Origin of the sequence: uncultured Rhodococcus sp., assembly GCF_963525155.1 — a bacterium.
GTDB lineage: Bacteria > Actinomycetota > Actinomycetes > Mycobacteriales > Mycobacteriaceae > Rhodococcus_F > Rhodococcus_F qingshengii.
Genome location: NZ_CAURKP010000167.1, coordinates 1 through 11,214, shown reverse-complemented (window position 1 = coordinate 11,214; position 11,214 = coordinate 1). Strand labels below are relative to the sequence as shown.

Sequence of the window (11,214 nt, the reverse complement as noted above, 5' to 3'; positions counted from 1 at the left end):
GACTCGACGCGGCCCTGCGCGCGGGCCAGATCTGTGAGGATCTCGCGTCTTTGTTCGTGATCGAGGTCGTGAATGGACAACACTTCGATGTCGGTTCGCATTGCTGTCAACGGAGTTCGGAGTTCGTGAGCCGAGGCGGACGCAAAATCTCGGGCGGCGGCAAGGGCGGAGTTGGTTGCGGCTTGCGCTCGAGCGACGTCGCTGAGCATCGATTCTGCTGCTGCGGCAAGCTCGTCCGCTTCACGGATTCCGGAAACCTCGGTGGCGAGATCGGGATCGCGCCTGGCGATCCGGCGGGTCAACTCCACGAGGGGGCGCACCGCCGGGCCACCGAACAACCATCCCAACGCAGCTGCGGCCGCTACGGCCCCGACGCCGAAGAACGCAACCTGTCGCTGTTGGTCGACTGTGATGTCTCGCGCTTCGGCATAGGGAACCGCCAGCGAGACAAGGGCATTGATCCCGTCGGCCTCGGCGGTATATGCCCGGTACTTCGTACCGTCCACGTCGACGGTCGCCGAGCCGACCGGTAGTTCGGGCAGTCGCGTCGGGGTACTGGATTTGACGGTTCCGTCGGTGTCGGAGCGGATGGTCACGGAAAAGGCGCCGCCGTCTCCGAACGCGCCGAGAAAAGGTCCCGCTGTAGCCGCATTGGCCACGATGACCGTCGATGCCGTCTCCAATCGACGGTCCAACTGCGCCAAATTGTTTCGTGCGATAGCCAGTGCAACGACCACACCGAGTGCGATGACGATGAACGTCGCCCCCAGTGCCGCGGCCGCGGCAACGCGAGTTCGTAGTGAGAAGCGGCGACGCTTCACGGGTTCTCCCGAAGCACGAACCCGACGCCGCGAACGGTATGCAGCAGACGAGGTGAACCGCCGGATTCGAACTTTCGACGCAGATAGCCGATGAAGACGTCCACGACGTTCGTGTCGGCGACGAAGTCGTAGCCCCACACCAGTTCGAGGAGACGTTCGCGAGTGAGCACGATGCCGGAATTGTGTGCGAGCACTTCGAGTAGCTCGAATTCGCGTTTGGTGAGCGGTACTTCCTTGCCGTCGACACGAACCCGGCGACCGGAGAGATCGATGTCGAGGTTTCCGACCCGCAGGGTATTCGTACCCTCGGAGTGATCGCCGGCCGGAGTGTTGCTGCGACGGAGCATTGCGCGGATCCGGGCAACCAGTTCGGCAAGAACAAACGGTTTGACCATGTAGTCGTCTGCACCGGATTCGAGCCCGGCGATGCGATCGTCGACCGAGTTGCGCGCACTGAGCACGCAGATCGGGATTTCGTTGCCGGCGGCACGAAGTGCCGTCACCACCCCGGTGCCGTCGAGAACAGGCATGTTGATGTCGAGGACTACCGCGTCCGGTCGCTTGTCGGAGATCACTCGGAGCGCGTCGGCTCCGTCCACCGCCGTCAGTACGGTGAATCCCGAGAGCCGCAATCCGCGTTCGAGTGAGGTCAGGACGTCTGCGTCGTCGTCGACTACGAGGATTTTCGGTATCTCGGTCACAGCCCCATTGTGCCTTGCCTGGTACGTCGGGTTTCGCTGATCAGACCGGCAAGTCGGTACCGTCCGGACGCAGACCGGCCATGAACACCGCGACCAACCGCGGGACCAGGTTCGGCATGGCTTCGTCGGACAACTCGATTTGCGGGCGCGTCAGTTTGGCCAGAGCCATGACGAATTCGAGCGGTTGCAGATCGGCGCGGACCAGTCCGGCGCTCTGAGCGGCGCCGATCGTCGCGGTCATCTTCGTTTTCGTCACCTCACGCACCGCGAGAACTTCGGGCGCCAGCTCGGTGAAACTGTGTTCCACCAGTGCAGGAATGAGCGCACCCAGGCGCAGTTCCACGAGGCGGTCCACCAGCGTGTGCCACGCGTTTGTCGGATCGGTGGACATTGCCGTGAGTGCGATGTCGGCAGCCTCGCGGACATCGGTCAGTGTTGCGACGGCGACGGCGGTCACGAGGTCCTCGCGCGTCGGAAAGTTTCGATACAGCGTGGCGATGCCCACTTTCGCGAGTTCTGCGACTGCGTCGAGCGGCGCGTCGTGCCCGCGCTCGGTGAACACCGCTCGTGCGGCGTCGACTATTGCGTTTCTGCGTTCACGTGCATCGGCTCGCACATCCACCTCCGGTATTGACAGTTCATCATAACCGGAGGAATATCTTCCACAAATAGTGGAGGAAAAACTTCCACTTAGGGAAGGTAGTTATGAACGCCGAAGTTGAAGCACAGGACCGCAAGAAGTTGGTGGCTGTGGTGTTGGGCTTGTCCGCCGTGATCGGGCTGATGCTGCTTGCCTTCGTACTGCCCTCGGTCAACAGTGGCCCGCACGAACTGAAGTTGGGCATCACCGGTCCAGTTGCGGCAACCGAACAGATCAGCACCTCGCTCGAGGCGAGTAAGCAAGGCGCCTTCGATACTCGAGAATTCGCCGACGCCGACGCCCTGCGTGACGCGATTCGGAATCGCGACGTGGTCGGCGGAATCGCCGTTGATGCCAACGGTCCTCACGTGTTGATCGCGACTGCAGGCGGAACCCCGATCGCCCAGACCCTGACCGGGGTGGCCAACGGCCTCTCGGAGGCCTCGGGGGCAAAGGTGCCCGTCGAAGACGTTGTGCCGCTGACTGTGGACGACCCGACCGGTGCTGGGCTCACGGCATTGGCCTTGCCCATGGTGTTCGGCGGAATCATGCCCGCTGTTGTTCTCGTGCAACTGTTTCCGCGCAGCATCGTCAAGCGAGTGTTGGGCGCTGCCGGCGTCGCGGTTGTCGCGGGTTTTGCACTGACTGCCATTCTGCAGTTCGGCACCAACAGTCTTGACGGAAACTACCTGCTCACCGCGCTCGCACTCACCATGGGCATGTCGGCCATCTCGCTGCCCATTCTGGGACTTGAATCCCTGCTCGGGATGAAGGGATTCGCGTTGGGCGCCGTCACGATGATGTTCATCGGAAACCCACTCTCGGGTATGGCGACAACTGCCGCGTGGTTGCCCGCGGGTTGGGGCGCTTTGGGGCAGCTGCTCCCACCCGGCGCCGCAGGAGCATCCGTCCGTTCGATGGCGTTCTTCGACGGCCATGGCGCCACCACGCCACTTCTGGTGCTGGTGTGCTGGATTGCCGTCGGGATCGCGCTGTGCGTGGCTGCCGGTCGGAAGAAGGCGTCGACCCCCGTGGTCGAACCCGAGGCTGCGCTGGTCTAGTCGGTGCGGCTTGCGTACGGGGTCAGGTCGGGAATCGGCCAGACCCCGTCAACGCGCTCCACGGCCAGTTCGGCGACCACGGTGTCCTCGTCCATCGGTAGAGGTCGGAGGATTCGGGGCTTTTCCGCCTCCCATTCGACGTCGATGCCCGCGGAGGTCAGGGCGTCCTGATCGATGACGGCGACGACCAGCGGCAATGTGAGGTCGCCGAACACCAGATCGAGCACCGAAGCGAGTGCGTCCGGGGTCGTTGCGCGAATGAATCCTGCCTCGTCGTAACTGATTCCGCGCGTCGAGACCTCGTACTCACCGAAACGCTTGCACGCTTCCCAGTCGTCGGCGATGGCGACGTGGACGAGTCGTTGTCCGGTCATGCAGTGCTCCTGTAGTGTTCGAAATAATGAAACGTCAACGTAGCATTAATTGAGTGGCACGGTAGTAGGGGACTTGATGGAGCAACCGCGAAGACGTGGGAGAACCAGCGACGCGGAGCGAGCTGATCGACGCAACGAGATTCTCGACGTTGCGGTCGACTCGTTTCGAGAAGTCGGGTTCGCTCGAACGACCATCGACGCCATTGCCACGGCGGCCGGCGTCGCCAAGCGCACCGTGTACAGCTATTTCGGCGACAAATCCGCGGTCTTCGCTGCTGCTGTTTCGCGTCAGCACGCGTATGTCGAGAACGCCGGTGGCGACCAGTCGGACCTGCTCGCCGCTGCAGTGGACATCGTCATCGCCCTGCACAGCGACAACTCGATTGCGCTGCACCGCATGATGATCGGCGAGGCCGTGCAGTTCCCGGAACTGGCCGCCGCGTTCTACGAATCCGGCCCGGCCAAGTCGATTGCCTTTCTGGAGATGATATTGATCGATCAGCACGGCCAGAAGGCTGCGCTGTGCGCGGATCAGTTGTACACGTTGCTGCTCGGGGAGGAGCACCGGCAGCGACTGCTCGGGCTCGCTTCCGAACCGACAACAGAACGAGCTGCGCAACTTGCAGCTCGTGCGGTGGGATGCGTTCTGGGATCTGATCGGTAGGCTCGACTGGGTGAGTAACTCTGTGGTCTGGTTTCGACGTGATCTGAGGGTAGGTGACCTTCCCACCCTGAGTGCAGCGTCGGATGCCGGCGGGCAGACGTTGGGTTTGTTCGTTCTCGACGAGAACCTGCTCGGACCGGCAGGCTCACCCCGCCAGGATCAACTGTTCGCCAACTTGACGGCGCTCGATCATCAACTCGACGGAAAACTGATGGTTGTTCGAGGTGATCCGGCGGACGCGGTGCCCCGTGTAGCGGAATCCGTTGGCGCCGAAGAAGTTCACATCAGTGCCGACTACGGGCCCTACGGCCGACGGCGCGACGCGGCCGTGGCGGAGCAGGTGGAGTTGATAGCCACCGGATCTCCGTATGCCGTGGCGCCCGGACGCGTCACCAAGGCGGACGGTGATCCGTACAAGGTGTTCACGCCGTACTTCCGTCAGTGGATGGAACACGGTTGGCGGGGCCCCGCGTCGACCGATGCGCAGACGGTCCGTTGGTTCGATCCGAGCGAGAAGGAGGGTGGCCCGCGCCGGGTGAGTATCCCCGCGCCATCCGCCTCCGTCAGCGATTTCGTCGGTGAGGTCGGCGCCCTCGAACAGTGGAAAGAATACTGTGAGAACGATCTTGACCGGTACGACGACGAACGAAATCGGCCTGACCTCGACACCACGAGCCGGATGTCGATTCCGCTCAAGTACGGCACGATCCATCCGCGAACGATGTTGGCAGATCTCTCCAAGCGACTGGGCGACGGCGCTCAGGCTTACCGTCGCCAGTTGGCGTGGCGAGACTTCTACGCAGACATCCTGTTTCAACGCCCCGACAGCGCGCGGAAAAACTACGACGACAAGTTCGACCGTTTACGTCACGACGGGGGAGTCGACGCAGACGCCGCCTTCACTGCCTGGTGTGAAGGCAAGACCGGCTTCCCGATCGTGGATGCCGGCATGCGGCAACTCGCCGCCGAGAACTGGATGCACAATCGGGTCCGAATGATCGTCGCGTCATTCCTGGTGAAGGACCTGCACATTCCGTGGTGGCGCGGCGCACGGTACTTCATGTCGCAACTGGTGGACGGTGACTTGGCCTCCAATCAGCACGGGTGGCAGTGGACTGCCGGGTCGGGCACGGATGCTTCGCCTTTCTTCCGCGTCTTCAACCCGATCACGCAAGGGGAGAAGTTCGATCCCGACGGCACATACGTCCGTCGGTGGGTCCCTGAACTTCGCGATGTTCCCGGGAAGGCCGTCCACTCGTTGAAGGCGATGCGCCCGGTCGACTACCCGGACCCGATCGTCGATCACGCGCATGAGCGTGAGGAAGCCTTGCGCCGGTACGGCGAGATCAAAGGCTGAGTGCTCAGTGATCTGCGGGCGCTACGCGGACGCGGTTTCCGTCCAGATCTGAAATGACGAACGTCAGACCGAAGACATCTTCGTTGGGTTCTTCGACGACCTCGACTCCCTTGGCCACCCACTCGTCGTGGATCGCCCGAATTTCGTTGCTCCCGCCGTCGACCAAGATGCCGACTTCGAAATTGCGCGGTGTCGCGGGATCGAGGTCGCGGGACTTGCCGCTCCACAGTGCAAGGACCACACCGCCGCCGAGGTCGAAGGTCATGTACCGAGGGCTGAGGACCTCAGGCTTCGCGTCGAACAATTCGCCGTAGAACGCTGCTGCGGAGGCGGCATCGCTGACGTAGATCAGAAACTGGTTGGGTAGTCGCACTGTGGTTTTCCCTCTCCCGTTGATTTTCGGGCCACCGGCAGCGGGGCGTGTGCCTGGTCGTGCGGGGCTGCGTTCAACAATCCCCGCGCGCCGGACGAATGTCCAAGAACAAGTGCGTCTGAGAGGCAGATGGATTACTTATGACGACTGCTGCAGTCACACCGCACTGAGGTGGTACCCGACGCTCAGGTTCGGGTAGTAGCCGTCGATGTAGCTCGAGATGAAGTAGTGATCAGGGTCGGTGGTGCGAGTTCCGTCGGTGTCGAACTGCGGATAGTCGTTGGCCATGAAGACGGCTTGTCCGCCGCCGGGAGTGGAATAGACGACGTCGACCGTCAGGCCGCGCGGGTCCTGGTTGTATGCCGTGACGATCTCGGTCTCGTGAGGCGCGAGCGACTGGCGTGGGCTCTGCATCCACTGTCCGTAGGGGTTGTCGGCGCCTTCGAGATGAATTGTCTGTTCGGTGTCGTTGCTGATCGTCATCGTGATGCTGTTGCCGGTTGTGGGAAGGGTTCCGGCACTGGCGATTCCGCTCAATCCCAAAGTGAGGGCGCCGGCGGCCAGAGCTGTGATTGCGGCAACTACGTAGCGTGGGTTCGTCATCGTCGGTGTCCTTTGTCCGGGTGAGCGTTCGGTTGGCTCTCTCGAAGACAACTATGTCGGAGCAGATCGATGTCGTATGTCCACTCCCCGGACCCTGTGCAGGCGGAACGGTGTGTCCACCGATCGGGGGACACCTACTCCGACACCGAGACGGCTTCGACCTTTCGCTCGCCGGTGACCAGCAGTCCGATCAGTGCGGCCGCCGCGAGCACCATGACGAGTGCTCCGTAGCCACGCGTCGTATCCACCAATCCGACCTTGCCGACCAGGTAGCCGGCCAGCAAGGCGGGAAGACTGTTGGCCAGATATGCGATGACGTAGACGGTGGACAACAAACCCGCGCGTTCGTGGTTCTCGGCCAGCGGCATGACGGTGAGGATAGTTCCTTGGAATCCTGCTCCGAAGCCGATACCTGCAACAGCCGTACCGACCAGAATCAATACGGCAGAGGATGTTTCAGCACCGATGAGTGTGACGGCCACCCCGAGCACCAAGGCGGTGGTTCCGATCAGCATCACGGTCCGGCCGCCGAGTTTGCGGAAGGTGAGTACTGCTGCCGCTCCGAATCCTGTCAGTGTTGCGACCATGATGGCACCGATGAGGGAGCTGTGAACGTCAAGTGCGTTGCGCGCCAATGCAGGTCCGAGTGAGAGGTAGAAACCTCCCAGCGCCCAGACCGCGATCAGGCACGGTGCGGTCAGGGCAATCATCGTGCGCGCCTGACGAGGAACGGCCAGTGTGGGGCGCAGGGACTGCCAGGCTCCGGGGCGTCCGCCCGAAGTCTCGGGAGCGGCCCATACTCCGAAGATCTCGAGAATGACAAGCACGAGAAGGACCAGGTAGACAGTGCTGGTGGGCCGGGGCAGGTGCTCGCTGATGAGGCTCGAACCCACTGCTCCGACTGCAAGCCCCATCGTCGGAGCGACGCTGTTGATGATCGATCCTCGGCCCGGAGTGCGTTCGAGGTCGATCAATGCCGAACCCAGAGCACTGATTGCAGCGCCGGTGGCAACACCCTGTACGACCCGGGCGATGAGCAGGATGGTCAAACCGTCGGCCGAGGCGAACAGCGCGAGCGAGACTGCCTCGAGCGCGAGTGCTCCGAGCAGGACCGGGCGCCTGCCGATGTGATCGGACAGGGATCCGGCGGTCAGGAGCGTGGCGAGCAATGCGAGAGCGTAGATGCCGAACACGAGCGTCGACGCCAGCGAGGAGAATCCCCACAACTGTTGATAGTGCTCGTACAACGGTGTCGGGGTCGCGGATGCGCCCAGGAACGTGGCGATGATGACGGCGATGAGTGTGAAAGCGACGCCTCGCCCAAGGCGTGGGCGTGAAGTGCTCTCGGTCTGAGGTGAAACGGTCGTTGTCATTGTCGTAGCGCTTCCCGTGCGGGTGGTGAAGACTTCAAACGCAAATACTTTGCGTTTGGGACGCTACGCCTGGCCGTAGCCTAATGCAACATCTTTGCGTTAGTATTGGATTTATGAGTCCGTCCGCAGGTCCGCGCCCCGGTGGCCGTAGTGCGCGCATCCAACAGGCCGTGCATGCGTCGGCGCGCAAGTTGTTGGAACAGCGTGATCGAGCCGAGATCACGGTGCCGATGATCGCGACCGATGCGGGAGTGACCCCGTCGACCATCTATCGGCGGTGGGGTGACATCAACGAAGTCTTTGCCGACGTCTCGATCGAGAGATTGCGCCCGGACGCCGACCCGCGTGAAACGGGCTCGCTCCGAGGGGATCTGACGGTTTGGGCGCAGGAGTACCTCGAGGAGATGTCTGCGCCTGTCGGTCGTGCTTCGTTGCGTGACGTGTTGATGAGCGACGATCAGACGCATGCACCGGATGGTACGAAGAAGTTCAAGTGTGCCTTCTTCTGTCGGACGCAGATCGACGTGATCCTCGCGCGTTGGCCGGAAGCTGCCGGCGTGGATGGTGATTCGGTCGTCGACCATGTGGTGGCGCCGATCATCTACCGAATTCTGTTCGACCTCGAACCGGTCGCGCCGCAGCGAGTTGCGGAATTGGTGGATCAGACACTTGCGCTCGCGGCGCGGGTCGGTGCCGAAGGCTGATCGCTACGTAGTCGGGCGTGGACATGCATGTCGTGCCAGCCGTCGGCGTGCCTGGCGGAGCCTCGTCGAACACCTTCTTCGCTGAACCCTGCTTTGGTGGCGACTCGGCACGATCGTGGGTTGTGGATCGAGTGTGCGAGTTCCAATCGATGAAACCCTACTTCGCGGAATGCCCACTCGGACAGTGCGGTTACAGCCTGGGTGCACAGTCCGCGGCCGCGCGCCGCTGGGGTCACCCAATACGCGAGCTCGGCAGTGCCGTCCCACAAATTCACCCCCTTTGCTGCGATTCGGCCGAGGAGTTCATTTGTCTCGGGAGCGGCGATCGCCCAATGGCATTCGGATTCGCTTGCCCACCCGTCTCTCCACTGGGTGAGCCAACCCCGTGCTTCGTCGATCGAGTCGGCGCGGCGGATGTGCCAACGCTGAATCGACGGATCGCGAAAGGCTTCCATGACGGCCGGTGCGTCGTCGCGGGTCCAGGGTCGGAGAATCGCGGAAGTCCCGACGTGGATCGAGGGTTGGTCCATTCCCCGGAGATATCCAGCGGCGATAGCGGGCGTGGTCAACTTGGGCACGTGAAGCATCATCGCCTACCCGCCTGATGGCGGGCAATGGCGTGAGCTTTCCGGTCATTATCCCTGCCACTCTGCGTTCAGTCGGCGCGCAGATTCCAGAGTTGCGATGGCCTCTTCGGTGTCAACTCGTGCGAGTACCAATGCACTTACCGTGCAGGAGAGAAGGATTCGAGTGCGATCTGAGAGCGTGGCGTCTGTCTCGGTTGGAAACGCGGCGTGTAATCCACTGTTGATCGCGTCGGCGAGCTCTCGGCGGTAAGCGCGGATCACTGCGGCCACCGCATCGTCGTGCGCGCCGAGTCCGGCAGCCGTATTGAGAAGTAGGCAACCGCGCCGAGGTGAGTCGGCGGTCATGGTGCCGATCGCGTGCGCAAGCGAGGAAAGGTAGTCGTCGACGGCGTCTGCCCCGGGATTTGTCGTGAGGCTGCGCAGACGTGGCCGGATGACATGTTCGAGGTACAGCCGCACGGCGGCGTCGAACAATCCGCGCTTGTTGGTGAACGAGTTGTAGAGACTTGACCGACTCAGCCCCGTCGCGGATTCGAGGTCGCCGAGTGAGGCGCCTTCGAATCCGCGTGCCCAGAAAACGTCCAAAGCGGCAGCGACCACGGCTGTTGTGTCGAATTCTTGTGATCTGCCCATCAAAGCCTCGCTCTTTCTGTATCGTTCGGTCCAGTATATATTGGACCGAACGATACAGAATTCACCCGAAGCAACAGGAGCTCAACGATGAACGTCGCCGGCTACATCTTCGCGGGACTGGCCGCAGCAGTGCACGTATACATTTTTGTCCTCGAATCGATTCTCTGGACGGCCCCGAAGACCCGCGCCACGTTCGGCGTGAAGTCCGAGGAAGAGGCGATCACCACGCAGCCGCTCGCCTTCAACCAGGGCTTTTACAACCTTTTCCTGGCGATCGTGTCGGCGGTCGGCATCGTGATTGCGGCGACCGGCTCCGCGTCGGTCGGAATTGCCCTCGTCCTGGCAGGCGCAGGATCGATGGTTGCCGCGGGATTGGTGCTGATTCTCTCGTCTCCCGACAAAGCCCGCGCAGCCGTCGTGCAGATGCTTTTCCCAGCTATTGCCGTTGTTCTGCTGGTAATCCACCTGCTTTGAGTGGTCTCTATCCGCCGCCGAGCACCAGTGATTCGATCAACGCAAAAGCACCGTTGAGTGCTCCGCAATCGAAGGCTTCGGCCAGGGCGTAACCGATGACAAGTTCGTCGGTGCTCGGCGTGCTCGACCAGACTGCGTCGGTCTGTCTGGGATCGGATTCCTCGTTCTTGGAGAAGTGCCCGATCCGCAATCCGTCGCGGGTGAATGCACTGTTCGCGTCGTCGACTGGGGCGAAGTTCAAACTCACGCCGTCGACGAGTGCCGAGACAGAGTACGAGCGACGGGACAGAAACCCTTTGCCGACAGTGAGTTCGACTTCGTCGCCACCGACAGTGAAGAACAAGTCGGCGGCGGCGCGCGTTCCGATGGGTGTGCCTTCACGGCGCGGGGCATCGACTCGACGCGTCAACAGAGCGTGTGAGTTGTCGTTTCGGACGTCGACGACCCCCGTGTCGACATCGAACGAGATCTCGACTTTTCCGTGAATCGGGTCCATTACGGCGTATTTGACCGTCACTGTGCCTACCCCCTGTAAGTGTGAACTCGGGTCCATAATACGTGGTGGGAGCGTTGTCCAGTATGCCCGAATCCAAAAAAATAGTGCCGAATGACGCGCGTTTGCGGCCAAATGCTTCTACGCTGGGTCTTGGGTTTGTTGCGCATCCCACAACGGTTTTTCCCACGCCAGACGAGGAGCGCCTATGAGGTTGTCGACTACTTGTTCTGTTGCTACGAAGGCTTGATCAAGCCGGAATTGCCTCTGCCGGATCGGGCTGGCTACCCAAACCGCACAGGCAATAAGGCAGCAATTAGGGCCGTGCCCCCCCGGGGCCTTTTTACGCGGTGCCG

The 11,214-nt window shown here is 62.0% G+C and carries 15 protein-coding genes; 5 read left to right on the top strand and 10 right to left on the bottom strand.

Features of this window, described 5'->3' with window-relative positions; all coding sequences use genetic code 11:
- The 3 genes from RWT78_RS23930 to RWT78_RS23920 all read right to left on the bottom strand — a co-directional run.
- Window positions 1-821: histidine kinase dimerization/phospho-acceptor domain-containing protein (locus RWT78_RS23930; protein ID WP_399552186.1), on the bottom strand; the 821-nt coding region annotated here is incomplete at its 3' end.
- Window positions 818-1,522 (bottom strand): response regulator transcription factor, encoded by a 705-nt coding sequence (locus RWT78_RS23925; protein ID WP_003939853.1) that lies wholly within the window; start codon window positions 1,520-1,522, stop codon window positions 818-820. The genes RWT78_RS23930 and RWT78_RS23925, both read right to left, overlap by 4 nt.
- 40 nt (window positions 1,523-1,562) lie before the next feature.
- Window positions 1,563-2,138: a TetR/AcrR family transcriptional regulator gene (locus tag RWT78_RS23920; RefSeq protein ID WP_054825295.1), complete on the bottom strand. Its 576-nt coding sequence runs from the start codon at window positions 2,136-2,138 to the stop codon at window positions 1,563-1,565.
- 89 nt (window positions 2,139-2,227) lie between these two features.
- On the opposite strand from RWT78_RS23920, the gene RWT78_RS23915 reads away from it, so the two are divergent.
- A complete protein-coding gene (locus RWT78_RS23915; RefSeq protein WP_314681415.1) occupies window positions 2,228-3,223 on the top strand; it encodes an ABC transporter permease in 996 nt (331 codons plus the stop codon).
- On the opposite strand, the gene RWT78_RS23910 is transcribed toward RWT78_RS23915, so the two are convergent.
- Complete coding sequence (locus RWT78_RS23910; RefSeq protein ID WP_054825286.1) at window positions 3,220-3,597, bottom strand: DUF952 domain-containing protein; 378 nt, start codon at window positions 3,595-3,597, stop codon at window positions 3,220-3,222. The two genes, RWT78_RS23915 and RWT78_RS23910, sit on opposite strands and share 4 nt — an antisense overlap.
- A gap of 76 nt (window positions 3,598-3,673) precedes the next feature.
- On the opposite strand from RWT78_RS23910, the gene RWT78_RS23905 reads away from it, so the two are divergent.
- Both RWT78_RS23905 and RWT78_RS23900 read left to right on the top strand, forming a co-directional pair.
- Complete coding sequence (locus RWT78_RS23905) at window positions 3,674-4,261, top strand: TetR/AcrR family transcriptional regulator (protein WP_269577030.1); 588 nt, start codon at window positions 3,674-3,676, stop codon at window positions 4,259-4,261.
- 10 nt (window positions 4,262-4,271) lie between these two features.
- Window positions 4,272-5,618 (top strand): deoxyribodipyrimidine photo-lyase, encoded by a 1,347-nt coding sequence (locus RWT78_RS23900; RefSeq protein WP_314681411.1) that lies wholly within the window; start codon window positions 4,272-4,274, stop codon window positions 5,616-5,618.
- Window positions 5,619-5,622: 4 nt separating this feature from the next.
- On the opposite strand, the gene RWT78_RS23895 is transcribed toward RWT78_RS23900, so the two are convergent.
- The 3 genes from RWT78_RS23895 to RWT78_RS23885 form a co-directional block, all read right to left on the bottom strand.
- On the bottom strand, window positions 5,623-5,991 hold the full coding sequence (locus tag RWT78_RS23895; RefSeq protein WP_003939994.1) for a VOC family protein: 369 nt from the start codon (window positions 5,989-5,991) through the stop codon (window positions 5,623-5,625).
- A gap of 156 nt (window positions 5,992-6,147) precedes the next feature.
- Window positions 6,148-6,594 (bottom strand): hypothetical protein, encoded by a 447-nt coding sequence (locus tag RWT78_RS23890; protein WP_021332236.1) that lies wholly within the window; start codon window positions 6,592-6,594, stop codon window positions 6,148-6,150.
- Between the two features lie 134 nt (window positions 6,595-6,728).
- Complete coding sequence (locus RWT78_RS23885; RefSeq protein WP_003940229.1) at window positions 6,729-7,967, bottom strand: MFS transporter; 1,239 nt, start codon at window positions 7,965-7,967, stop codon at window positions 6,729-6,731.
- 113 nt (window positions 7,968-8,080) lie between these two features.
- Here RWT78_RS23885 and RWT78_RS23880 point away from each other — a divergent pair, with 113 nt between their 5' ends.
- Window positions 8,081-8,671, top strand: coding sequence for a TetR/AcrR family transcriptional regulator (locus RWT78_RS23880; protein WP_037128509.1), 591 nt, complete (start codon window positions 8,081-8,083; stop codon window positions 8,669-8,671).
- Here RWT78_RS23880 and RWT78_RS23875 read toward each other — a convergent pair.
- Both RWT78_RS23875 and RWT78_RS23870 read right to left on the bottom strand, forming a co-directional pair.
- The gene (locus RWT78_RS23875) at window positions 8,629-9,249 is read right to left on the bottom strand and encodes a GNAT family N-acetyltransferase (protein ID WP_050793951.1); all 621 of its coding nucleotides are present in this window, start codon (window positions 9,247-9,249) and stop codon (window positions 8,629-8,631) included. The genes RWT78_RS23880 and RWT78_RS23875 overlap by 43 nt on opposite strands.
- Window positions 9,250-9,306: 57 nt before the next feature.
- Window positions 9,307-9,891 carry a TetR/AcrR family transcriptional regulator gene (locus RWT78_RS23870; protein ID WP_314681401.1) on the bottom strand — a complete coding sequence of 195 codons (585 nt, stop codon included), beginning with the start codon at window positions 9,889-9,891 and terminating at the stop codon, window positions 9,307-9,309.
- An 87-nt stretch (window positions 9,892-9,978) separates the two neighbouring features.
- On the opposite strand from RWT78_RS23870, the gene RWT78_RS23865 reads away from it, so the two are divergent.
- Entirely contained in the window at window positions 9,979-10,365 is a 387-nt protein-coding gene (locus RWT78_RS23865; protein ID WP_007733422.1) for a DUF1304 domain-containing protein, read from the top strand.
- A 7-nt stretch (window positions 10,366-10,372) separates the two neighbouring features.
- Here RWT78_RS23865 and RWT78_RS23860 read toward each other — a convergent pair whose 3' ends face one another.
- Complete coding sequence (locus RWT78_RS23860; protein WP_314681398.1) at window positions 10,373-10,882, bottom strand: hypothetical protein; 510 nt, start codon at window positions 10,880-10,882, stop codon at window positions 10,373-10,375.
- Window positions 10,883-11,214: the final 332 nt, after the last annotated feature.